General features: G+C 54.6%; 18 protein-coding genes. 9 read left to right on the forward strand and 9 right to left on the reverse strand.

Annotated elements, in window-relative coordinates:
- Positions 1–223 precede the first annotated feature (223 nt).
- Positions 224–2,932: a magnesium-translocating P-type ATPase gene (gene mgtA / locus HED65_RS17870; RefSeq protein WP_114979586.1), complete on the reverse strand. Its 2,709-nt coding sequence runs from the start codon at positions 2,930–2,932 to the stop codon at positions 224–226.
- Positions 2,933–3,320: 388 nt separating this feature from the next.
- Here mgtA and treR point away from each other — a divergent pair, with 388 nt between their 5' ends.
- The 4 genes from treR to HED65_RS17890 all read left to right on the forward strand — a co-directional run bounded on the left by treR (position 3,321) and on the right by HED65_RS17890 (position 8,397).
- Positions 3,321–4,268: a trehalose operon repressor TreR gene (gene treR / locus HED65_RS17875; RefSeq protein WP_114979587.1), complete on the forward strand. Its 948-nt coding sequence runs from the start codon at positions 3,321–3,323 to the stop codon at positions 4,266–4,268.
- A 128-nt stretch (positions 4,269–4,396) separates the two neighbouring features.
- Positions 4,397–5,815 carry a PTS trehalose transporter subunit IIBC gene (gene treB / locus HED65_RS17880; protein ID WP_189338752.1) on the forward strand — a complete coding sequence of 473 codons (1,419 nt, stop codon included), beginning with the start codon at positions 4,397–4,399 and terminating at the stop codon, positions 5,813–5,815.
- A 51-nt stretch (positions 5,816–5,866) separates the two neighbouring features.
- Positions 5,867–7,510 carry an alpha,alpha-phosphotrehalase gene (gene treC, locus HED65_RS17885; RefSeq protein WP_114979589.1) on the forward strand — a complete coding sequence of 548 codons (1,644 nt, stop codon included), beginning with the start codon at positions 5,867–5,869 and terminating at the stop codon, positions 7,508–7,510.
- Positions 7,511–7,650: 140 nt separating this feature from the next.
- A complete protein-coding gene (locus HED65_RS17890; protein WP_114979590.1) occupies positions 7,651–8,397 on the forward strand; it encodes an oligogalacturonate-specific porin KdgM family protein in 747 nt (248 codons plus the stop codon).
- Here HED65_RS17890 and HED65_RS17895 read toward each other — a convergent pair.
- Positions 8,392–9,063 (reverse strand): MurR/RpiR family transcriptional regulator, encoded by a 672-nt coding sequence (locus HED65_RS17895; RefSeq protein ID WP_114979591.1) that lies wholly within the window; start codon positions 9,061–9,063, stop codon positions 8,392–8,394. The two genes, HED65_RS17890 and HED65_RS17895, sit on opposite strands and share 6 nt — an antisense overlap.
- A 178-nt stretch (positions 9,064–9,241) precedes the next feature.
- Here HED65_RS17895 and HED65_RS17900 point away from each other — a divergent pair, with 178 nt between their 5' ends.
- From HED65_RS17900 to nrdG, 5 genes are all read left to right on the forward strand, one after another.
- On the forward strand, positions 9,242–10,639 hold the full coding sequence (locus tag HED65_RS17900) for a PTS fructose transporter subunit IIC (RefSeq protein WP_114979592.1): 1,398 nt from the start codon (positions 9,242–9,244) through the stop codon (positions 10,637–10,639).
- Between the two features lie 10 nt (positions 10,640–10,649).
- The gene (locus HED65_RS17905) at positions 10,650–13,247 is read left to right on the forward strand and encodes a glycoside hydrolase family 38 N-terminal domain-containing protein (protein ID WP_114979593.1); all 2,598 of its coding nucleotides are present in this window, start codon (positions 10,650–10,652) and stop codon (positions 13,245–13,247) included.
- A gap of 1 nt (position 13,248) precedes the next feature.
- Positions 13,249–13,815, forward strand: coding sequence for a fructose PTS transporter subunit IIA (locus tag HED65_RS17910; RefSeq protein WP_114979594.1), 567 nt, complete (start codon positions 13,249–13,251; stop codon positions 13,813–13,815).
- A 377-nt stretch (positions 13,816–14,192) separates the two neighbouring features.
- Positions 14,193–16,331 carry an anaerobic ribonucleoside-triphosphate reductase gene (gene nrdD, locus HED65_RS17915; protein WP_114979595.1) on the forward strand — a complete coding sequence of 713 codons (2,139 nt, stop codon included), beginning with the start codon at positions 14,193–14,195 and terminating at the stop codon, positions 16,329–16,331.
- 55 nt (positions 16,332–16,386) lie between these two features.
- Entirely contained in the window at positions 16,387–16,851 is a 465-nt protein-coding gene (gene nrdG, locus HED65_RS17920; protein ID WP_114979596.1) for an anaerobic ribonucleoside-triphosphate reductase-activating protein, read from the forward strand.
- A gap of 3 nt (positions 16,852–16,854) precedes the next feature.
- On the opposite strand, the gene HED65_RS17925 is transcribed toward nrdG, so the two are convergent.
- The 7 genes from HED65_RS17925 to HED65_RS17955 all read right to left on the reverse strand — a co-directional run bounded on the left by HED65_RS17925 (position 16,855) and on the right by HED65_RS17955 (position 23,543).
- Positions 16,855–17,139 (reverse strand): type II toxin-antitoxin system RelE family toxin, encoded by a 285-nt coding sequence (locus HED65_RS17925; protein WP_028016494.1) that lies wholly within the window; start codon positions 17,137–17,139, stop codon positions 16,855–16,857.
- The gene (locus HED65_RS17930; RefSeq protein WP_114979597.1) at positions 17,129–17,371 is read right to left on the reverse strand and encodes a type II toxin-antitoxin system RelB/DinJ family antitoxin; all 243 of its coding nucleotides are present in this window, start codon (positions 17,369–17,371) and stop codon (positions 17,129–17,131) included. The genes HED65_RS17925 and HED65_RS17930 overlap by 11 nt, the downstream gene beginning before the upstream one ends.
- A gap of 77 nt (positions 17,372–17,448) precedes the next feature.
- A complete protein-coding gene (locus HED65_RS17935) occupies positions 17,449–19,359 on the reverse strand; it encodes a BglG family transcription antiterminator (protein WP_114979598.1) in 1,911 nt (636 codons plus the stop codon).
- 19 nt (positions 19,360–19,378) lie between these two features.
- Positions 19,379–20,515, reverse strand: coding sequence for a lactonase family protein (locus HED65_RS17940; RefSeq protein ID WP_114979599.1), 1,137 nt, complete (start codon positions 20,513–20,515; stop codon positions 19,379–19,381).
- A 55-nt stretch (positions 20,516–20,570) separates the two neighbouring features.
- A complete protein-coding gene (gene dagF / locus HED65_RS17945) occupies positions 20,571–21,311 on the reverse strand; it encodes a 2-dehydro-3-deoxy-phosphogluconate aldolase (RefSeq protein WP_028016490.1) in 741 nt (246 codons plus the stop codon).
- Complete coding sequence (locus tag HED65_RS17950) at positions 21,308–22,426, reverse strand: DgaE family pyridoxal phosphate-dependent ammonia lyase (RefSeq protein WP_114979600.1); 1,119 nt, start codon at positions 22,424–22,426, stop codon at positions 21,308–21,310. The genes dagF and HED65_RS17950 overlap by 4 nt, the downstream gene beginning before the upstream one ends.
- The gene (locus HED65_RS17955) at positions 22,410–23,543 is read right to left on the reverse strand and encodes an amidohydrolase/deacetylase family metallohydrolase (protein ID WP_114979601.1); all 1,134 of its coding nucleotides are present in this window, start codon (positions 23,541–23,543) and stop codon (positions 22,410–22,412) included. Before HED65_RS17955 ends, HED65_RS17950 begins: the two co-directional genes overlap by 17 nt.
- Positions 23,544–23,583: the final 40 nt, after the last annotated feature.

A 23,583-nucleotide genomic window follows, 5' to 3' on the forward strand; every position in this document is an offset into this window, starting at 1 on the left:
GGCGAACAAAACAAACTCGGTACGTAATGACATGGTATCTCTCGCATCCCAGGGCATAAGCGACTCCATTAACGGGTTCTTATGCCTTAGTTGTAAGTGTCTACCATGTCCCCGAACAAGTGTTCACTATGTCCCCGGACTGTACACCCTCAAGGGAGAGGGGGTCGTCCGTGCTGGTATTATTTTGTGGGGATCCCTCTCCTTTCAGGGAGAGGGGATGTTTTCACTGCCATCCATACCGACGGCTATAGAACCCTTTCACCATCTGCGTCAGCACCATATAACCCACAAGGATCGCCACCAGCCATGGGAAGTAGCTCAGCGGCAGTGCCTGCAGCTGCAGGTAGCTCGCCAGCGGCGAGAACGGCAGCGCGATCCCAAGCGCCATCACAATCCCCGTCATCACAATCAGCGGCCATGCGGCACGGCTCTGGATGAACGGAATGCGGCGGGTGCGGATCATATGCACAATCAGCGTCTGCGACAGCAGCCCCACCACAAACCAGCCAGACTGGAACAGCGTCTGGTGTTCCGGGGTGTTAGCGTGGAAAACAAACCACATCAGGCAGAAGGTCAGAATGTCAAAGATGGAGCTGATCGGGCCAAAGAACAGCATAAAGCGCCCCAGATCGGCCGGGTTCCAGCGCTGTGGCTTCTGGATCTGTTCATCGTCCACGTTATCAAACGGGATCGCCACCTGAGACACATCGTACATCAGGTTCTGGATCAGCAGATGCAGCGGCAACATCGGCAGGAAGGGCAAAAATGCACTCGCCACCAGCACGCTGAAGACGTTACCGAAATTGGAGCTGGCGGTCATTTTGATGTACTTGAGCATATTCGCAAAAGTACGACGCCCTTCGATAACCCCTTCCTCCAGCACCATCAGGCTCTTTTCCAGCAGAATGATGTCCGCCGCTTCGCGGGCAATATCCACCGCACCATCAACAGAGATGCCAATATCCGCTGCTCGCAGGGCAGGCGCATCGTTGATGCCATCACCCATAAAGCCCACCACGTGGCCTTCACGACGTAGCAGGGTGACAATACGTTCTTTGTGCATTGGCGTCAGGCGGGCAAACAGCGTGGTGTGCTTCGCCAGTTTTGCCAGTTCGTCGTCGGACAGGTGCTCAATATCGCTCCCCACCACCACGTCACCCGCGTCCAGTCCCACTTCGTGGCACACTTTCGCCGCTACCAGTTCGCTGTCCCCGGTGAGGATTTTCACGGTAATCCCGCTCGCTTTCAGCGCTTTTAGCGCGGGTGCGGTGGTCTCTTTCGGCGGATCGAGGAAGGCGATGTAACCCTCGAGGATCAGATCGGATTCGTCGATACGCTGATAATCCCCCTCGCGGGCAGGCAGGAATTTACTCGCCACCGCCACCACGCGCAGCCCCTGACGGTTCAGGTTGTCAGTGACGCGCTTGATGCGGCGCAGCATGGTGTCGTCCAGCGGCACGATGTCACCGTTATAGCGCACCTGCGTTGACACATTCAGGATCTCCTGCAGCGCGCCTTTGCAGATCAGCTGATGGACATCCGCCTGCTCGCTCACCACCACCGACATACGGCGGCGCTCGAAGTCGAACGGGATCTCATCCACCTTCTGCCAGCGGCCGGAGAGCATGCGGGCAGACTCTTCATCCACCCCTTCCAGTACGGCGACGTCGAGCAGGTTTTTCAACCCGGTCTGGTAGTGGCTGTTGAGCCACGCGCTGTGCAGGACACGCTCGCTGGTTTTGCCGGAGATATCGGTGTGGTTCTCCAGCACGATTTTGTCCTGCGTCAGGGTGCCGGTTTTATCGGTGCAGAGAATGTCCATCGCGCCAAAGTTTTGAATGGCGTCGAGGTGTTTAACGATCACTTTCTGTTTAGAGAGCTTCACCGCCCCACGCGCCAGCGTAGAGGTCACAATCATCGGCAGCATTTCCGGCGTTAAGCCAACAGCCACGGAGAGTGCAAACAGCGCCGCTTCCCACCAGTCACCTTTGGTGTAGCCGTTGATCAGCAGTACGATCGGCGTCATCACCATCATAAAGCGAATCAGCAGCATGCTGACGCGACCAATCCCTTTCTGGAAGGCATTAGGTTCACTCTCCTGCTCGCTGACGCGTCCGGCAAGCTGACCAAACCAGGTGTTGCCCCCGGTAGCGGTAACTATCGCCTGCGCCGTACCGCTCACTACCGTGGTACCCATAAAGCACAGGGTGTCACATTCCAGCGGGTTCATCTGCTGTGGGTCGCGGGTTCGCGCCACCTTTTCAACGGGCAGAGATTCCCCGGTCAGGGAGGCCTGGGCAACGAACAGATCGCGTGCCTGAATGATGCGTAAATCCGCCGGGATCATATCCCCAGCGGCAAGCTTCACCAGATCGCCCGGCACCAGCTGGTCGATAGGCAGTTCCACCCAGGCGTTTTCGCCGAGATCATTAATCACGCGCGAGACGGTCGCGGTGTTGCTGACCATCGCTTTCAGGGCATCCGCTGCTTTGGTGGAACGGGCTTCCTGAATAAAGTTCAGCAACGTGGAGATCCCCACCATCAGGGCAATCACACCTGCGGCAAACAGATCTTCCGTGGCATAAGAGATGATGCCGAGCACGGTCAGCAGCAGGTTGAAGGGGTTGCGGTAGCAGAGCCACAGATGCACCCACCACGGAGACGGTTTTTGCGCCGGGATCTGGTTATCGCCATGCACGGCACGGATTTTTTCCACTTCGACCGCATTCAGCCCTTCCGGGTGTCCGCCAAAGGCGCGCCAGACTTCGTTTTCATCCATTGCTGCCACATTCAGGCAGCGCTCGGTCAGAGAAGCGGGGATCGCCGCGCCTGCCATGTTTTTGGCATTGGGCAGCGGGTCGCGCTGAACCAGGCGATGTGGCAGGTGGCGGCTTAACAGGGCCTGTAGTTGCCGGGTAATATTTTTCAACATAGTCATTCCTCCGCATCCGCAAACGCGGACGCAGCATTTCCTTCAGGCGTGGCAAGGCCGTACCTGGCAGGCACTTAATTTTTTAAGCAGGAACGCTGATGACGTTGCTGCCTCACACCGGTGAGACAGCAAAAGGCTGGCTTACCGGAAAGAACGTCTTCTCCCGTTCAGGAGAGGTGTGGGATCGGGATCCATGAAGCCTCCGGTAAGTAAAAAACAGGGTGTCGCCGCGCAGTATAAGGATTTAGGCGTACCCTTTGTGATGGTTCGGGCGGTATTATACTCCCCTGCAAATAAACCGAACGTAAACCAGACTTTGCCCATAGCGAAATCGTGCTCAGTCATTAGGCTCAATTAACCACTTTGTCGTTGTTACAGGGAATACAGCATGCAGAACCGCCTTACGATTAAAGACATCGCGCGTTTAAGCGGCGTGGGGAAATCCACCGTGTCGCGCGTGCTGAACAACGAAAGTGGCGTCAGCGAGCGTACGCGTGAGCGTGTTGAAGCGGTGATGAATCAGCACGGTTTTTCCCCTTCCCGCTCAGCGCGTGCCATGCGTGGACAGAGTGACAAGGTGGTGGCCATCATTGTTTCGCGTCTGGATTCGCTGTCGGAAAACCTCGCCGTACAGACCATGCTGCCCGCCTTCTATGAACAAGGCTACGATCCGATCATGATGGAGAGCCAGTTCTCTCCCCAACTGGTTGAAGAGCATCTGGGTATGCTTCAGCGACGCAACATTGACGGCGTGGTGCTGTTTGGTTTTACCGGCATTAAAGAGGAGATGCTGAAACCCTGGCAGCCTTCGCTGGTGCTGCTGGCGCGCGATGCCCACGGTTTTGCCTCCGTTTGCTATGACGACGAAGGCGCGATTATCACCCTGATGCAGCGACTGTTCGATAAAGGTCATCGCCACATTAGTTTCCTCGGCGTGCCGCACGCGGACGTCACTACCGGCAAACGTCGTCATGAGGCCTATCTGGCATTTTGCAAAAAGCACAACCTCTCTGCCGTGGCCTCCCTGCCTGGGCTGGGGATGAAACAGGGCTACGAGCAGGTCGCCAGCGTCCTGACACCACAGACCACCGCACTGGTATGTGCCACGGATACCCTGGCGCTGGGTGCGAGCAAATATTTGCAGGAACAGCGCATCGATGATCTGCAGGTCGCGAGTGTGGGCAGCACACCGCTGATGAAGTTCCTGCACCCGGAGATCATTACCGTCGATCCGGGCTATGCTGAGTCCGGCAGACAGGCCGCCACACAGTTGATCGAGCAAATCAACGGGCGAACTGAACCACGGCAGATCGTTATTCCCGTCCACCTCTCTTAACCCTCGTTAATCGGTTTATTGTGATCTTCGCCTGATTTCGGGAACGTTCCCATTTTCGCCGTCACGCTGAAGGAGTAGGCTTGCGCTCAGGTCATTACCCCCCTCAACATCTGTCATGAGGTTTCATGATGAGTAAAGTCAAACAAGCAGATATCGATCAGCTGATCGTCCTGGTCGGCGGGCGCGAAAATATCGCGACAGTCAGCCATTGTATTACCCGCCTGCGCTTCGTGCTGAACGATCCGGCCAAGGCTAACCCGAAAGCCATTGAGGAACTCTCCATGGTTAAAGGCTGCTTCACTAACGCCGGGCAATTCCAGGTCGTTATCGGTACCGAAGTGGGCGATTACTATCAGGCTCTGCTGGCGACTACCGGGCACTCTTCTGCCGATAAAGAGCAGGCAAAGAAAGCCGCGCGCCAGAACATGAAGTGGCATGAGCAGCTGATTTCCCACTTCGCGGAAATCTTCTTCCCACTGCTGCCAGCACTGATCAGCGGGGGCTTAATTTTAGGCTTCCGTAACGTCATCGGTGATGTGCCGATGAGCGACGGTAAAACCCTGGCGCAGATGTACCCGGCGCTGAAAACCGTTTATGACTTCCTGTGGCTGATTGGCGAAGCGATCTTCTTCTACCTGCCAGTCGGGATCTGCTGGTCCGCCGTGCGCAAAATGGGCGGTACGCCAATTTTGGGTATCGTACTGGGCGTCACACTGGTCTCTCCACAGTTAATGAACGCTTACTTACTTGGTCAGCAGTTGCCGGAGGTGTGGAACTTTGGTCTGTTTACCATCGCTAAAGTGGGCTATCAGGCGCAGGTCATTCCGGCGTTGCTGGCAGGTCTGGCGCTGGGCTTCATTGAGACTCGCTTAAAACGCATCGTCCCGGATTACCTATATCTGGTGGTGGTTCCGGTTTGCTCACTGATTATTGCCGTATTCCTGGCGCATGCCTTTATCGGTCCGTTTGGCCGCATGATCGGCGACGGCGTGGCCTTCGCGGTGCGTCACCTGATGACCGGTAGCTTCGCGCCGATTGGTGCTGCGCTGTTCGGTTTCCTGTACGCCCCGCTGGTGATCACCGGTGTACATCAGACCACGCTGGCCATTGATATGCAGATGATTCAGAGCCTCGGCGGCACGCCGGTCTGGCCGATTATCGCCCTGTCTAACATTGCGCAGGCGTCTGCGGTAACCGGCATCATCATCGTCAGCCGTAAACATAACGAGCGTGAAATCTCTGTTCCGGCTGCCATCTCCGCCTACCTCGGCGTCACCGAACCGGCGATGTACGGTATTAACCTGAAATACCGCTTCCCGATGCTCTGCGCGATGATCGGTTCCGGTCTGGCTGGGCTGGTGTGCGGTCTGAACGGCGTAATGGCGAACGGCATCGGTGTTGGCGGTCTGCCGGGCATTCTCTCCATCCAGCCCGCTTTCTGGCAGGTGTTTGCCCTGGCGATGGCCATCGCGATTATCGTCCCAATGGCGCTCACCACCGTGGTTTACCAGCGTAAGTTCCGTCAGGGCTCGCTGCAGATTGTTTAACTTTATCTTTCGGGGCGCAGTTGCGCCCCTTCGCATTTGCAGGAACGCATTATGAATACCCTTCCTCACTGGTGGCAGAACGGCGTCATCTATCAGATCTATCCAAAGAGTTTCCAGGACACCACTGGCAGCGGCACCGGTGATTTACGCGGCGTGACGCAGCGTCTGGACTACCTGAAAACCCTCGGTATCGACGCCATCTGGCTGACGCCGTTTTATATCTCCCCGCAGGTGGATAACGGCTACGACGTGGCGAATTACGCCGCCATCGATCCCGCCTACGGCACGCTGGATGATTTTGACGAACTGGTCGCCAGGGCGCATGAGCGCGGCATTCGCATCGTGCTGGATATGGTGTTTAACCATACGTCAACGCAGCATGCCTGGTTCCGCGAATCACTGAATAAAGAGAGCCCGTACCGCCAGTTTTATATCTGGCGCGACGGCACGCCGGAGCAGCTTCCCAACAACTGGCGCTCCAAGTTTGGCGGCAATGCCTGGCGCTGGCATGCCGAAAGCGAGCAGTATTACCTGCACCTCTTTGCCCCGGAGCAGGCGGATCTCAACTGGGAAAACCCTGAAGTGCGCGCCGAACTGAAAAAGGTGTGCGAGTTCTGGGCCGATCGCGGCGTGGACGGCTTACGTCTCGACGTGATTAACCTGATCTCAAAAGATCAGGATTTCCCGAATGACGAGACGGGTGATGGCCGCCGTTTCTACACAGATGGGCCGCGCATTCACGAATATCTGCGGGAGATGAGCCGCGACGTCTTTACGCCGCGCAATCTGATGACGGTGGGCGAGATGTCCTCGACCTCGCTGGAAAACTGCCAGCAGTACGCCTCTCTTGATGGCAGTGAATTGTCGATGACCTTTAACTTCCACCATCTGAAAGTGGATTATCCCGGCGGCGAAAAGTGGACGAAGGCGAAACCGGACTTCGTGGCACTCAAAACGCTCTTCCGTCACTGGCAGCAGGGCATGCACAACAAAGCCTGGAACGCGCTGTTCTGGTGTAACCACGACCAGCCGCGCATTGTGTCGCGCTTTGGTGACGAAGGGGAATACCGCGTTCAGGCTGCGAAGATGCTCGGCATGGTGCTGCACGGCATGCAGGGTACACCGTATATCTATCAGGGTGAAGAGCTGGGCATGACCAACCCGCACTTCAGCCGCATCACTGATTACCGTGACGTGGAAAGTCTGAATATGTTCGCCGAACTGCGGGCGGACGGGCGCGATCCGCAAGCGTTACTGGCGATTCTGGCGAGTAAATCACGCGATAACGGTCGCACGCCAATGCAGTGGGATGCTTCGCATAATGCGGGCTTTACCGAAGGTGAGCCGTGGATTGGTGTGTGCGACAACTACGAGACAGTTAACGCTCGTGCCGCGCTGGATGACCCGGATTCGGTGTTTTACACCTATCAGTCGTTGATTAGCCTGCGTAAAACCCTGCCGGTGCTGACGTGGGGTGATTATGAGGATCTGCTGCCTGAACACCCTTCTCTTTGGTGCTACCGTCGTCAGTGGCAGGGACAGACGCTGATTGTGGTGGCGAACCTCAGCGGCGAGAGCCAGACATGGGACGATGATATCCTGCACGGAGAATGGCAAAGGGTGATGAGCAATTACGCACAGCCGCTAACCACAATGCTTCGTCCCTTCGAAGCCGTCTGGTGGCTACAGAAATAAAAACGCGATGAGACGGCATTAAGGCCGTCTCTTTTTATTACCAGGTTTAACGATACGTTAAATGTACGACGATAACTTTTACAATCAATCGCGACCAAAATAAAAATAGCCTGCCAATTAAATAACCCCGGCAGGATATTATGAAAAACATCATTATTAAAGCAACATGTATTAGCGTATTATTCATCAGCGGTCAGGCGTGGTGTGGAAATACCTCTGTCGACCTTCGCTTTGGGCATAACACACGCTCCGATGTAAATGATTCACGTATTAAAGTCATGCATCAAGCCGATAACGGTTTTTATTTTTCCGTTGAAGCCGCGCAAAATCACAACGATACATTTTTTGGCGATACAGACCGATATAATCCTGATGACAAAGGATTAACAGAAGCTGCACAGGAAATTGAAACGCGCTGGCGTTTTGACCTGGGCAACGGCTATGCTGTCGCCCCCGGAATGGTGACGGTGTTTACTGCCAGCAATACGCATTACCGTCCCTTTATCCAGGGCTGGAAATCCTTTGATAATGGACTCAACCTGTCAGCACGTTATCGCTATAACACCGTCAACGACGCCCACAGCGACAAACAGTTAGATGGCAGTGGCTACACCCGTCGTGAATCACATCAGTTTGATCTGTGGTTTGCGTACAACATCGGCAAATTTGGTATGTCCTATAATCCGCGCTTCCGCTGGCAGGATAATGTGGATCAGGGCACTGGGGATGACACCTACTGGGAGCATACCCTTGCCTTCAACTACAAACTCGATGATGGTTGGACGCCCTACGTCGAACTGGTATCACTGGATAAAACCTACATCAATGATGACGGCAACCATGAAAATGACTACGCCGTTCGACTGGGCATTGTGAAAAAGCTATAACTCCCCTGACACCGTATCGTGCTGCAGCAGCCTGCAGCCGATACGGTCAACGGCGCTAAGTAGCTCCAGCTGGCCTTCTCGCTGGTAAAGCGAAATAGCATTCATATCAATCTCTAAAGGCCAGCACAGCGTGGACAGTGTCGCCAGCATGGAATGCCGGCGGGTAATGGCGACGACTTTAAGCCCCTTACGCAGCGCGTTGCGCGCCATTTCGATCAATGACTGCGTCTCACCCGATTTGCTGATCAGGACCAGCGTGCCTTTTGACACGCGCGTAAGCTGATGCATGTCGTTCAAAATCAGATGCGGAAGGCTCGCAAGCGAAAGAAAGCGGGACAGGTAATTGAGGCTGGTCAGCGATGCCCCGCGAGCATAGAGATAAATATGGCTGGAATGAATAAGTAAAGCCGACACATTCTCAACAATCCCTTCTCCCTCCTCGCATAAGACAGGCTGTAACGGTGCTGCCGTACAGTGATCGCGTAAAAAGCGATACCGCAGCTCGGTATAACTTTGATACCCCATTTTTTTACAGACACGATTAACAGAGGTTGTCGTGGTATAGGTATCGCGAGCGATCTCTTTAGCCGATATATTAGAAATATTTTGTGCGTGATATTGAATGTATTCAAATATCAAACGTTCGCTTCCCTGAAAAGAATTCATACCATCCATCCTTTAACAAAACACGGTAATACTATCAGTTTCCTCCCGCACATGCTGGAAGGCGCTTCACATATTATCTTTATGAGTATCATGGTACGTAATAAGTATTAGCAAACATTAATGGCTATTTTTGTTTCTCATTATACTGCCGCTATTTTCATAGCCAGGAATGATTACCATGACGAAACAAAAAATTGTTGCAGTCACTGCCTGTCCGACGGGAATTGCCCATACCTTTATGGCAGCAAATAAAATTACCGCGTGGGCGAAACAACACGACCTTGATGTGAAGGTCGAGACCCAGGGAAGTGATGGGGTTAAAAACCGACTCACTCCGCAGGATATCGCCAGCGCCAGTGCCGTAATCCTGGCAACCGATGTCCCCATCCAGGATGCGGAGCGTTTCGAAAACATTCCCCACCTCCAGACCCGTACTCAGGAACTGATTAAACATACTGACCGCTATTTGCGTCAGGCGCTGGCAATGGATAAAGCCACGACCCAAATCGCGTGTGACGCTGAAACCCAGCGCTCGGCATATCAAATTTTTATCGGTCATATTATGGCGGCCATCAGTTACATGTTGCCGGTTGTCGTTATGGGTGGGCTCATGATGGCGACTGCCAAGATTACCGGTCAGTTTATCGGCATCGAAAACTCGCCATTTAGCATGCTGGATAAACTTGGCTTTTTGACCATCAAGTTTATGTATCCGGTCTTCGCCATGTATCTGGCCTTCTCTATTGCGGGAAAACCGGCTCTGATACCGGGACTGATCGGCGGGATTATGTCGGACGAGGTATATAAACGTTTCTTTGATATCGAAAACTTTATGCCTTCGGGGTTTTTCGGCGCTATCGCTATCGGTTTTTTTGTGGGCTATCTCGTGCGCTGGCTCAATGACACCATTCACGTCAGGCAACAACTCACGACGATTAAAACCATGCTAATCGTTCCGCTCATCACCGGCATAACGCTGGTAATGGTGATGGAATACCTGATAAACCCTGTATTTGGTTCACTTAACCAGCTCATGGTGACCTTTTTTACCTCCGCAGGTGATACCGGGCGAGGGTTCTATTCGGCGATGATCGCTGCGGGTACGGCATTTGACCTGGGTGGGCCTATCAATAAAGCTGCGGGCTCGGTCGCGCTCGGACTTAACGGTGTAAGCGAAACGTTCGATTTAACCGCGCGTGAACTGGCAATTGTCATCCCGTCCATCGGCGTCGGCTTCGCCGCCTTGCTTAACGGTCGCTTTGGCCTTCCCGCCGTTTTTAGCAGTGAAGAGAAAACCGTCGGCAGTACCTCATTACTACTGGGCGTTATCGGTATCTCAGAGGGTGCCATTCCTTTCATTCTGAAAAACCCGCGCCTGATCCCTGTTTTTATGGTTGGCGCAGTCTCTGGCGCGTTACTGGCGATTGCCCTGGGCGTGAAGCAAACCCTTCCTCTGCCGGCGATATGGGGATGGCCGCTGGCGACTAACGTTACGGGCTATCTGTTAAGCGTGGTCGTGGGATCACTGATCTGCGCACTGGGCGTTCTCTATCTCAGCCCAAAGCATACGGACTAAGGACAGCGCCATGAGCCAAATCCATGTTATTGCCCATACACACTGGGATCAGGAGTGGTACTTCACCCATCAGGACAGCACCGTGCTGGCGGCCTATAACTTCGCAGAGGTCATTGCCACACTTGAGCAGGATCCGGCCTACAGCTGTTATCACCTTGATGGGCAAATGGCCGTCGTCGATGACTTCCTGGCGATAAACCCTGACTACGCGCCTCGCCTGCAAAAGCTGGTGCAAGAAAAACGATTGTTTGTCGGGCCATGGTATACCCAAACGGATACCTACAATGTTCACACCGAATCGATGATCCGCAACCTAAAGTACGGTATATCCACTGCACGGGCACTGGGGCACGCCATGCAGGTGGGCTATCTGCCGGATACCTTTGGTCACAATGCCCAAATGCCTGCCCTGCTGCGCGGCTGCAATATCGATAACATCGTTTTCTGGCGCGGCGTAAACCACGATGAACAGGCCGAAAAAAGCCAATTTCTCTGGCGCGCGCCTTCGGGTGCCACCGTTATTGCCTGCGCGATGACAATGGGGTATGGCGCGGCGAAAAACATGCGCCCAGAAATCGCCTGTTTAAAAGATAAAATCTATCCCATCGTCAATCTGATACGCGAACGGGCAGGTATTGCAGACCTGCTGCTGCCCTGCGGCGGTGATCAGGTGAATATTGATCCCACCCTCCCACACACCCTGCAGCAAGCGAGTGCGCATTCGCCCACTCGTGACCACTACCGGATCAGCTCCTTAGAGCAATATGTCGAAAGCCTGCGTCCCCTGAGCAGTGAGCTGGAAATCTGGGAAGGCGAGCTGAAATCACCACGCTATACCCGTATTCACAAAACCATTGGTTCGGTGCGCTACGACATCAAAAAGAAGAATTATGAGATTGAGCAGTTCCTTCTTCGCCAGCTCGAGCCGACCATTGCCCTTGCCAGACACCTCGGTATTGCCGTTAATCTTCCGCTGCTGGACAGCATCTGGAAAATGCTGCTGCGCTGCCACGCCCATGACTCCATAGGAGGCTGTAATAGCGATGCCACCAACCGGGACATTCTCCATCGCCTGGAGCAAACGGAGCAACGCTGCCATAGCCTGTGGAACCTGGTGGTAAAAGCGCTGGCGACGTCCTGCTGTGAGGAGAACGATCTCCTGATCGTTAACCCTCTGCCCACCGCCATGACCCGGGTCGTGAAGACCACACTCTATAGCCGCTCTGAAAATATCGCCCTTTCACATCAGGGCAAGTCATTATCGTTTGATGTTCTGGAGCGTGAAGTGCTTCCCGGTGGAAGCGTTATTTCACTCACCTCGGAAGGCGAAAACGAAACAGACCAGCCCCCGTACTATCGCTGGCAAATTGCCGTCGAGGTCCCGCAGTTGCCTCCTGTTGGCTATCTTTCGCTCAACGTTCAGGAAGGTACGCATTCTGACAAGCAGAACCCTGGCGAGGCAGAGCCGTCGATTGAAAACATGGCGTATCGACTCGTCCTGGACGCCGGAACGCTGGTACTTGAAGATAAACGCCATAACAGACGGATCACCGACCTTTTTTGCTTTGAAGACTGCGCAGATGCCGGGGACAGTTATGATTTCTCGCCTCTCGCGGGGGATAAACCGATTCGGTGTTCGAATTTCACATTAATTGATTGCATAAAAACGTCACTCATTGAACGGCTGTTCCTTGAGGCGGTTTTGCATCTACCGCCAGATTTAGCGTCACGCACGCAAGCCTCAGCTCAGGCACTTCCCATTCAAATGGTGTGTGAACTGCGTAAGGGCGACCCCAATCTGTATGTCGACATATCACTTGAAAACAACATTCGCGATCACCGTTTACGCTTACTGATTAACAGCGATATCGCCACTCAGCACTCTATCGCTTCCCAGCCTTTTTCACTCATCCATCGTCCGGTCGGACATGATGCAGAGCACTGGCAGGCGCGTTTCCGGGAGCTGCCGATTGATATTGAAACCAGCGAGGGCATCATCAGCATTGCGGAACCGGGAAAAGCGTTAGTGATAAACAGCCGGGGAATGAAAGAGTTTCAGGTTTGTGGCGGTCAGTTGGCCAGCATCGCGCTTACGCTGTTCAAATCGACGGGCGTTCTCGGGCGTAGCGATCTGGCATGGCGACCGGGCCGGGCTTCGGGTATTAACAATACGGTCGTCGATACGCCGGAGGCACAGTTACTTAAGTCGCTGCACTTTTCCTTTACGCTGGCGCTGGCCGACAACGCTTCGCATACCACCTTACGCCAGCTGGAAAACCTCGCGCTCGGGCAGCCTTTTACCTACCAACGGCAGACATTACACACTCTTGATAACCGCCTCGATCGTTTTGCCCTGAACTTCAACGCTCGTTCTCTTCCGGCGACTTTCTCATTGCTGGATCTACCGGCGCCTTTAATGCTGTCCGCGCTACCGCCTGCACGCGTCTTGAGTGGAACGGTTGTTCGTATCTTTAACGCCGGAACACAGCCTGTGCCCCTTCCTGCCAGCCTGATGACGCTGACTCAGATTAATTATCTGGAAGAACAGGTTTCACCTGTAACGCACATACAACCCTGCAGCACTTGCGATTTTCTCATAGAGATCTGATATGAACTTACCTGCTTTGACGCACCCCGACCTGGTGTTTATCAACCCCATAGCCCGTACGCCGGAATCGCTTATTCGACTAATGTCTGAAGCGCTCTACAGACGTCACGTTGTTGACGATGAGGCAGCCTTTATCCAGAGCGTGTTACACCGTGAGAGTGAAGGTCCAACCGCATTAGGTGAAGAGCTGGCCGTTCCGCACGGAAAATCCTCCGCCGTTCGGCAGGCAGCATTTTGCATAGCGCTTTTTGATGAGCCGGTGCAGTGGCCCGGCCTTGATGGCGATGAAGAGGTGAGGATTGTGTTCCTGTTGGCCATTCCTGAAGCAGAAGCGGGAACCACCCATATGCAACTGTTGACGGCACTCACCTCCTCCCTGACGGAAGAAACTCTCCGCGCAGACCTTCTTGCGGCTCGCACATCTGAAAAAGTGATCTCCGCATTGTGCGTCACTGAAGCATCCCCGGAAACGGGCAGCACACCAGCCAACAGACTGTTGATTCCGCTGCTGCTGGGCATTATCGCCGCCACTGCGTTTATCAATGCCGGATTGAGCTGGGCAAATTAAGGTTAACAGTAACAGGGCATTCGGTGCGGTTTGCGCTGAATGCCTGTTTTTGTTGAATAATTAATCAAATTTTTCATGCCTGTATTTACAATCGCTGAAGCGCCCGTCGTTTGTACTCTCGTCTTTTTACTTTGTTCTGAATCAAATAAAACGCAAACATGTTTGATGCAAATCACTATATGTAGAACTTAAAATGCACGCCGACCCCACATATTGTATTTATCGTCTACTATTCCAACAACACAACGGCGGCTCAGCTCTCCGGAATTGTGGATAACAAATGTCGGGAACGAGGGAAGTCACTCACCTGGCTGACAATACAGCCTCTGAATACTTCTCCACCTCTGTGGATAACCTGTTTTTAAAATGGAGTGATCATGACACCGCATGTGATGAAACGTGATGGCTGTAAAGTGCCGTTTAAATCAGAGCGCATTCAGGAAGCCATTCTGCGTGCAGCTAAAGCAGCGGGAGTCGATGACGCAGATTACTGCGCCACCGTAGCAGAAGTCGTTAGCAGCCAGATGAATGAACGCAGCCAGGTCGATATCAACGAGATCCAGACCGCGGTTGAGAACCAGCTGATGGCGGGCCCCTACAAGCAGTTAGCCCGTGCCTACATTGAATACCGTCACGATCGTGACGTTGAGCGTGAAAAGCGCGGCCGTCTGAACCAGGAGATCCGTGGCCTGGTCGAGCAGACCAACTCTGCCCTGCTCAATGAAAACGCCAATAAAGACAGCAAAGTGATCCCGACCCAGCGCGACCTGCTGGCCGGTATCGTTGCCAAACATTATGCCCGCCAGCACTTGCTGCCGCGCGATGTGGTATCGGCGCATGAGCGCGGTGAGATCCACTATCACGATCTCGACTACTCGCCATTCTTCCCGATGTTCAACTGCATGCTGATCGACCTGAAAGGCATGCTGACCCACGGTTTTAAAATGGGTAACGCTGAGATTGAACCGCCTAAATCCATCTCCACGGCCACGGCGGTCACGGCACAGATTATCGCTCAGGTCGCCAGCCATATTTACGGCGGCACCACCATTAACCGTATTGATGAAGTGCTGGCCCCGTTCGTGACAGCAAGCTTCAACAAACATCGTAAAACAGCCGAAGAGTGGCAGATCCCGGACGCGGACGGCTACGCACACTCGCGTACCGAGAAAGAGTGCTATGACGCGTTCCAGTCACTGGAGTATGAGGTGAACACCCTGCATACCGCCAACGGCCAGACACCGTTTGTCACCTTCGGTTTTGGTCTGGGCACCAGCTGGGAATCGCGTCTGATTCAGCAGTCCATTCTGCGTAACCGCATCTCCGGCCTCGGAAAGAACCGCAAAACGGCGGTGTTCCCGAAACTGGTGTTTGCGATCCGAGACGGTCTGAACCACAAGTTTGGCGATCCGAACTACGACATCAAACAGCTGGCGCTGGAGTGCGCGAGCAAACGCATGTATCCGGACATCCTGAACTACGATCAGGTCGTTAAAGTGACCGGTTCGTTCAAAACGCCAATGGGCTGCCGCAGCTTCCTCGGCGTGTATGAAGATGAAAACGGCGAGCAGATCCACGACGGGCGTAACAACCTGGGCGTCATCAGCCTGAACCTGCCGCGCATCGCGCTGGAAGCCAAAGGCAATGAGGCCGAATTCTGGAAATTGCTGGACGAGCGCCTGCAGCTGGCACGCAAAGCGTTGATGACCCGTATTGCGCGTCTGGAAGGGATCAAAGCCCGCGTGGCGCCAATCCTCTACATGGAAGGGGCCTGCGGCGTGCGTCTGAAAGCAGACGATGACGTGTCTGAGATCTTCAAAAATGGTCGCGCGTCGATTTCGCTGGGCTATATCGGCATTCACGAGACCATCAACGCATTGGCTGGCGACACGCATATGTATGACAGTGAAGCCCTGCGTGAGAAAGGTATCGCCATCGTTCAGCGCCTGCGCGACGCCGTTGATAAGTGGAAAGAGGAAACCGGTTATGGCTTCAGCCTGTACAGTACGCCGAGCGAGAACCTCTGCGACCGCTTCTGCCGTCTGGACACCGCCGAGTTCGGGATTGTGGAAGGGGTAACCGACAAAGGGTACTACACCAACAGCTTCCACCTCGACGTGGAGAAGAAGGTGAACCCGTACGACAAGATTGATTTCGAAGCGGCGTATCCGCCAATCGCCAGCGGCGGTTTCATCTGCTACGGCGAATACCCAAACATCCAGCACAACCTGAAAGCGCTGGAAGACGTGTGGGATTACAGCTACCAGCACGTGCCGTATTACGGGACCAATACGCCTATCGACGAGTGCTACGAGTGTGGTTTCACGGGTGAGTTTGAGTGCACCAGCAAAGGCTTCACCTGCCCGAAATGCGGCAACCACGATGCTGCTCGTGTCTCTGTGACCCGCCGCGTGTGCGGATACCTCGGTAGCCCGGATGCACGTCCGTTTAACGCAGGTAAGCAGGAAGAGGTGAAGCGCCGCGTTAAACATCTGGGGAATGGGCAGATCGGGTAAGTTCTTCGCAGGGTTCTCTCCCTCTCCCTATGGGAGAGGGCCTAAGGTTAACGCTATGAATTATCATCAATATTATCCCGTCGACATCGTCAACGGTCCCGGCACCCGCTGCACCCTGTTCGTTTCAGGCTGTGTTCATGAGTGCCCAGGCTGTTACAACAAAAGCACATGGCGCGTGAATTCTGGTATGCCTTTCACCACAGAGATGGAAGACAGGATCATTAACGATCTGAACGACACTCGCATCAACCGCCAGGGGATTTCACTCTCCGGTGGCGACCCGCTCCACCCGCAAAACGTGCCGGAAATCCTGAAGCTGGTGAAGCGCATTCGCCGCGAATGTGCGGGAAAAGATATCTGGGTCTGGACAGGCTATAAGCTGGATGAGCTGAATACCGCTCAGAGGGAAATAGTGGATCTGATTAACGTGCTGGTCGACGGCAAATTCGTGCAGGATTTAAAAGACCCGGCGCTGATCTGGCGCGGCAGCAGCAATCAGGTTGTGCATCATCTGCGGTGATCGTTAGAGCCGTTTGTTTGCATCATGATAAACGGCTGCTTTCTCTCTCTTACCGATAGCGATAACAAATACCGTTACAACGTTTTCCTGAACCTGATAGACCAAACGATAACCCTGGGATCTGAGTTTTATTTTGTAGCAATCCGGTAGACCATGCAGGCGGGCCGATTCGACCCTTGGGTTCACCAATACGTCCGCTAGTTTCTTCTTAAACTGGTCTTTTACAGTCTCCCCCAGCTTGCTCCATTCTTTTAACGCCCTCGGATCAAATGCCAGTTCATAAGTCATCCAGACTAACCTTAATTCCCTTTTGCGGATTAGCCAGCCGCTCCCGGACTGCCTGTATCAGTTCATCTTCATTGTCGCTAATGGTGACCGTTTTCACCGGCATACGTCCCGTCTCCGCGACGTACTGAAACAGTAATCGCACGGCTTCCGTTGGGGTGATATTGAGTTTTTCCAGCACGGCATAAGCCTCGTTTTTGAGTTTGTCATCCAGACGGACGTTCAGCGTGGCCATTATGCCTCCAGTAAAATCGAATATGTAATGCAGTTTAGCATTACATTCGCATTACATCGAATTCTGGATAACGCCTCTCAAAACCGGCTCAAACTCTCCATAGCCACTGCCTTAAACTCGGCAAAATCCCCGCAGCCACAGAGCCGTGACATCGCGCGTTCACGCAAGAAGGTCACGAAAATATCGTAGATCGCCATTGCTTCTTCATATTCGCTTTTGCTGATGGCGAGCAGGAAAATCACGTGCGCGGTTTCGTCGCCCCACGGGATGCCGTGCGGAGCCAGCACGGTATAGACCACCGTTTTTTGCGCCAGCAGGCCGAGAGAGTGCGGCAGCGCAATTCCCTCACCGAGCATTGTGCTGACGATGGCTTCACGCTCGACGACCGAATCCAGGAATTCCGCGCCAACAAAACCCTCGCTTTCAAGCTGTTCGCACAGCTCACGGAACAGCGTTTGCTGATCGATGGGCGTGTTAATAATGCGGAAATGGGCCGCGTCGAAATATTTATCCAGCATCCACGGGCGGGTACGGTCCACCAGCACCAGCTTGCCGATCTGTTCTAACTGATAATCGGTCGGGAATGGGGCGATCATCACCACCGGTTTGGACTTTTCACTGACGCGGGCGGTGGAGATCACAAAATCTTCGCTGATGGATTCCGCCAGTTCGTACTCTCGCAGAGTGAGCGTGCGCGTCACCTCAATCTGCGGGTATTTACGCTGGAGCACCGCCTCAATCATACGCACCATCGCATTCCCGGCGTCGCACACCAGCAGCACCCGCGGCTGTCGCTGGTAGCCAATGTTGTAGTGGCGTTCCAGCCCAACGCCAATATGTAATACCAGAAAACCAATCTCGTTTTCGCTGATCACATACGGTGTGTATTTGCCCCAGCTCGATACCGCCGCGAGGGTCATATCCCACGCCATCGGGTAGTGCTGCTTGATGTTTTCCAGCAGCGGATTGGGGATCATGATTTGGTACCGCACCCGGGTGATCATGGTTTTAATGTGTGTGAGCAGATCCGCGTGCAGTTGCTCGTCACTGAGCAGATTGTAGTTATAGTGAGTGTTGATATAACGCAGGATGTAATTAACCAGCGCTTCGTCGTCGTCAGCGTTGATCGCGCTGGGTGCAATCTCCTGGATCTGCCGCGCGGCGATGTGTACGCAAAGCCAGCTCTCTTCCGACGGCGAAAGCGTTTTGCCCGCCAGGTGCTGAATGGACACTGCGATATCTTTCGCGGCTTCACGCACGTTCTCTTCCACATCTTCAGCATGGAATTCCGGCAGTGGATAGCCTTCGCTGATACGACGTACCGATACCGCACAGTAGAGGCGCAGGAACAGCTCGCCTTCGTCGGTCAGGCGAATATGGTGGCGTGTTAGCGCATCATGCAGTACAGGCACCATCTGTTCTGCCACACCCGCATTGAGCGCCACGTCGGTCACCAGCGGGTTCAGACTGTCCTGCTGTGCCAGCTCCCAGAGCAAGTCCGTCAGGCAGGCACGGGTCGACATCTCACTGCCAAACAGCTTCATACCATGGCGCGGTCGGGTTTCCAGCGTCAGATTATAACGGTGGAACCACTCACGCACTTCCGCCATGTCGCTTTGCAGCGTGGCGCGGCTGACGAACCACTCGTCAGCCAGATCCTCAAGTTTGAGAGAAAATGCCGAGGTAAGAAAACGCACCACCAGATAATGCACGCGCTCCGGCCCGGTTCGGGGAATACGCAGCGCGCGCGGGTGGGAGGCCTGCAATTGCTCATAACGCTCGGCGTCATCAATTTTAAGCTGATAACCATTCCCCCGGCTCAGAATAAACTGCGCGCCGTGGCTCGCCAGCAGCGCGTTCAGGGCAGTGATATCAGCACGGACGGTTCGCGTGGAAACCGACAGCCGCTGCGCCAGTTCATCCTGCGGCAGCGTCTCGTTTTGCAACAGATCGAAAAGTTGCGCTAAACGTTGATTCGGAAATCGCACGTCGTTGTCCTCTTACGGCTTAGGGTGAAATGACCATCTGGGATGGGCTACCGACCGGCGTATAGTCTGGCTCAAAGCTGAGCTTGCCGTCCTGCGCCACGCGGAAACGGGTAATGTTGTCGCTGCGTTGATTCATGACGTACAGCCAGCGCCCCTGTTTATCGAGCGTCAGGGTGCGCGGGTAGTCGCCACGCGTCCAGACATCATCCTGATGCGTCAGCGTGCCTTCCGCTGTTACGGTAAAGTGCCCGATGCTGTTATGCAAACGGTTAGCCACATACAGTTGCTTACCATCCGCACTTAACACCAGACCAGCAGCAAAACTGGTGCCTTTGTAACCTTTCGGCAGGGCGGAGAGCGTTTTGCCCTCTTTAAGGGTGCCGTTTGCATCAAGAGTATAGTGAGTCAGCGTAGACGCCTCTTCGTTAATCAACCACAGGGCATCGCCTTTTGGCGTAAAGACAAAGTGGCGCGGCCCTGCCCCTTTCGAGGAGGCGTTGATAAACGGTGGATCGTTCGGCGTCAGCTTTCCCGTTTGATCGTCAAAGCGATACTGATAGATGCGATCCAGCCCCAGATCGGTTGAAAATACGTATTTTCCGCTCGGATCGGCGGCGATCATGTGTGCATGAGGGCCGTTATGATCGCTGATAGCGAAACTGCCCTCCGCAGCGGCTTCCGGCTTCGCCGCACCCGGTTCACCCTGATCCTGATGTCTGTCCGTGGCATCACCCAGGCTGCCATCGGCTTTGACCGGCAGAACGGCAATCGATCCGCTGACGTAGTTTGCCACCAGCAGATGGCGACCGTTCGGCGTCAGCGAAAGGTAAACCGGCCCTGTGCCACCGGAAGCCACCTGATTGAGCTCACTCAGCTCACCGTTGTCATTCACCCGCAGCGCCTGCACCACGCCCTGCTCCACTTCACTCGCCAGATAGAGCGTTTTGCCATCATGTGAGACGGTAAGCTGTGCAGCATTCGGCAACGTGCTGACCAGCGTTTTCTTCGCCAGCGCGCCGCTTTGCGGATCGACGGTAAAACGGTACAGCCCTTCACCGTTAGGGTTATAGGTTCCCACCCAGGCGTAATGAGTCTGGGCAACGGCGGAAGTAGCAAGCAGAGAGAGTGAAGCGACAAGCAGATTACGGGTGTGCATGGTGGCTCCTGTTCATTATCCCCTCTCCCCACAGGGAGAGGGTTAGGGTGAGGGACTACTTAACTAACTTTTTCGTCATCGCAAGCAACGTACGCACATCTTCCGGGCGCGTGTCGCCGCTGGCTTTGTCGATAATCGAGCTGTAGATATGCGGGATGATTTTGCTCACGCCCGCGTCCAGGGCGATCTGCAGGATCTCTTCGTAATTTTCCAGATCGATACCGCCGGTTGGCTCCAGCCAGAAGTCGTGGCGGGCACAGGCTTCTGCCACCGCTTTGTATTCGTCACGACACTTCAGGCCACCCATTGGGAAATATTTAATGGAGCTACCGCCAAAATCTTTCAGCAGAGCAATTGCCGTTTCCACCGGAACGATACCGTCCGGTGCCGCGCTGCTCAGCGGACCGGTAGAGATTTTCACCATGCCTACGGTTCCGGTTGGAGAAACCAGACCGTTGACCACGGAGTCGTTTTGTCCCAGCAGCGCGCGGCTGGTTGCGACGCCAGTAAAGACCTGGTTCACGTGCTGCGGCTGCACCTGGCGGGAGATTTCACTCACCATCGCCGACTGATTCGGATCGCCCGCCCCCAGGCCAACGGACAGCGCGTTATCAATAAGCTGAGCGTATTCACGCATATCAGCAACGGCGCTTGCCACATCCGGGTAATTTTTGGAGAGCACGCCCACCAGCACATGACCTTCTGCCGCTTCATAAATGGCGCTGGCATTGGCTTTAGAGCCCGCCAGTACGTTCAGGCAAACGCGGTCACGGTAAAAGTTGGGGGTCAGTTTCATGCGTTTTTCTCCTGTCCTAATACTTCACTAATGCGGCGGTAAACAATGTTCAGCTGGTCAGCATTCACGCTGCGCACGTCCGCTTCGATAATCCCTTCGTTGGCCTTGTAGCCACGGAAGTAAATAGCGTACTCACCCTGTTTCAGGGCATTCACCAGCTCGCCGGTGCCGATGCCGGTAATGGCTTCGTCGAACTTAATCTCAGTGCGCGCGATATCACGACCAGCACTGTCCCAGACCACGCGTGCCGTCACGCCATTCAGGGTATTGAGAGCTTCAATAAATGGCGTCATTTTCGCCACCATCTCAGCACCGCTCTCTTTGGTTGCCGTCAGGTAGTGTTCGATGGCGCAGGTCAAACCCAGAATGCCCTCTTTACCGACCTTCATCGCACGGCCAATACCCGCCGTCTGGCGCTTCACCCACTCAACGTACTGGGTTTTGCCAATCACCAGGCCGCTGGTTGGCCCTTCGATCGCCTTCGCGCCGCTGTAAATCACCAGGTCCGCACCGGAACGGTAGTAAACGTGCAGATCTTCTTCTGCCGCCGCATCCACAATCAGCGGCAGGGCGTGTTTACGCGCCACAACCGCCGCCTGCTCGACGCTGAGCATGCTTTTCTGCACGCAGTGGTGAGATTTGATGTAGAGGATCGCCGCCGTGCGCGGAGTAATCGCCGCCGCCAGCTGCTCGGCTGAGCATTCGTTGGCATAGCCCGCTTCCACCAGCTTACCGCCGCCCAGTGCGACCATGGTGCCCACCGGCGCGCCAAAGTTCACGTTGTGGCCTTTCGGTAGCACAATCTCGTTGTTCTCAATCGGGGTAACGTGCAGGTTTTCCAGCAACCAGTCGCTGTCTTTTACCAGCACTGCCGCCACGGACTGGGCAATCCCTGCAGACGCGCAGGAAACCACTGTCGCGCCTTCTACATCCAGCAGTTTCGCGATGTATTCACCGGTTTTGTTGACCAGATCCTTCATCTCGAAATAGTGATTCATGCCGTCCATCGCCGCCTGCACCACTTCCGGGCGCGGCGTGGAGACACCCAACGCCGTCATGCGGCCAGAGGTGTTGATGACTTGCTTTAAGTGGTATTTCTCATAAATCGAAGGCATGTTCCGTGCTCCCTTGTTCTGTCATGTAGCCCTTGCCCGCGCGGATCGCGGCAAGCGGCACCAAAATGTGTTCAGCCTGCAGGCTGTCGTTTTCGGCATCGGTTAATACCGTTGGCTGGCGCTTAATGGTGAACAGCGTCAGGTCGGCGTCGAGCCCGGGCTCGATACGCCCTTTGCGCGACAGGTGCAAGCTGTCGGCGGCGTTCGCGGTCACGCAGTCAATCACCTGCGGCAGTGACATACCGATGGCGAGGAATTTCGACATCACGCTCGCCAGTGACCCTACCGGGCCATTAATGCGGTTACGGCAGTAGATATCCGAGCTGATGGTGTGCGGCAGAATGCCCATCGCGATGGCGCGTTTTGCCACTTCAAAGCTAAAGCTCGCCGTGCCGTGGCCGACATCCAACCGCACGCCGCGCTTCAGGGCGGAAGTGATGGAAGCACGCAGCTCACCGGAAGGCGTCAGAATACGGTTGGGTTTGCCGTTGTAGCAGTGGGTAATGATGTCGCCGGAACTCAGCAGTTCGGCAATTTCATCCAGGTTCGGCGGGTTGTTGCCAATGTGCACCATCAGCGGCAGGGCGCCATTCTCTTTCTGGATTTCTTTGGCGCGTTCCAGCGGCGTAATACCGTTTTCACCTACCACACTGCTACTCATACGCGCTTTCAGACCGACGATGAAATCCGGGTGGCGTTTTACCGCCTGCTTCACGGCATCCGCGTCAATATTCGCCATGTTGGCCAGTTCGTTCTGGGCTATCAGCCCCACCCGGGAGATGTTCAGCAGGGCAAACACCTCGGTTGAGGCTTTGCGGGTGATTTCGTAAAAATCGTCCACGTCGTCCGCACCAGTACTGCCCGCATCCACCACGGAGGTGACGCCAGTAGCAATACCTACGCTATCTGGTTCATCGTGATAAATCGGGGAGTTCGGGTAACAGTGAACGTGGGAGTCAATCCAGCCCGCGCTGACGAACACATCGCCGTTCAACTCAACCGTTTTACAGGCAGGGGCAGTAATCTCGCCCAACACCGCGATTTTCCCGTCCTGAATGGCGATATCGGTCAGGGTATCGTCGGCAAGGCGCGCACGGCGCAGGAGTAAATCAAACATGAGGATCTCCTGATAAGACGGGCGCCGGAGCACCCGTGGG

It is taken from the genome of Pantoea sp. LS15 (assembly GCF_012241585.1).
In the GTDB taxonomy this organism is placed as follows: domain Bacteria; phylum Pseudomonadota; class Gammaproteobacteria; order Enterobacterales; family Enterobacteriaceae; genus Enterobacter.

Bases quoted from the DNA above. Each gene is read 5' to 3' on its own strand.
- mgtA (WP_114979586.1), bottom strand. From the start codon at position 2,932: ATGTTGAAAAATATTACCCGGCAACTACAGGCCCTGTTAAGCCGCCAC.
- treR (WP_114979587.1), top strand. From the start codon at position 3,321: ATGCAGAACCGCCTTACGATTAAAGACATCGCGCGTTTAAGCGGCGTG.
- treB (WP_189338752.1), top strand. From the start codon at position 4,397: ATGAGTAAAGTCAAACAAGCAGATATCGATCAGCTGATCGTCCTGGTC.
- treC (WP_114979589.1), top strand. From the start codon at position 5,867: ATGAATACCCTTCCTCACTGGTGGCAGAACGGCGTCATCTATCAGATC.
- HED65_RS17890 (WP_114979590.1), top strand. From the start codon at position 7,651: ATGAAAAACATCATTATTAAAGCAACATGTATTAGCGTATTATTCATC.
- HED65_RS17895 (WP_114979591.1), bottom strand. From the start codon at position 9,063: ATGAATTCTTTTCAGGGAAGCGAACGTTTGATATTTGAATACATTCAA.
- HED65_RS17900 (WP_114979592.1), top strand. From the start codon at position 9,242: ATGACGAAACAAAAAATTGTTGCAGTCACTGCCTGTCCGACGGGAATT.
- HED65_RS17905 (WP_114979593.1), top strand. From the start codon at position 10,650: ATGAGCCAAATCCATGTTATTGCCCATACACACTGGGATCAGGAGTGG.
- HED65_RS17910 (WP_114979594.1), top strand. From the start codon at position 13,249: ATGAACTTACCTGCTTTGACGCACCCCGACCTGGTGTTTATCAACCCC.
- nrdD (WP_114979595.1), top strand. From the start codon at position 14,193: ATGACACCGCATGTGATGAAACGTGATGGCTGTAAAGTGCCGTTTAAA.
- nrdG (WP_114979596.1), top strand. From the start codon at position 16,387: ATGAATTATCATCAATATTATCCCGTCGACATCGTCAACGGTCCCGGC.
- HED65_RS17925 (WP_028016494.1), bottom strand. From the start codon at position 17,139: ATGACTTATGAACTGGCATTTGATCCGAGGGCGTTAAAAGAATGGAGC.
- HED65_RS17930 (WP_114979597.1), bottom strand. From the start codon at position 17,371: ATGGCCACGCTGAACGTCCGTCTGGATGACAAACTCAAAAACGAGGCT.
- HED65_RS17940 (WP_114979599.1), bottom strand. From the start codon at position 20,515: ATGCACACCCGTAATCTGCTTGTCGCTTCACTCTCTCTGCTTGCTACT.
- dagF (WP_028016490.1), bottom strand. From the start codon at position 21,311: ATGAAACTGACCCCCAACTTTTACCGTGACCGCGTTTGCCTGAACGTA.
- HED65_RS17950 (WP_114979600.1), bottom strand. From the start codon at position 22,426: ATGCCTTCGATTTATGAGAAATACCACTTAAAGCAAGTCATCAACACC.
- HED65_RS17955 (WP_114979601.1), bottom strand. From the start codon at position 23,543: ATGTTTGATTTACTCCTGCGCCGTGCGCGCCTTGCCGACGATACCCTG.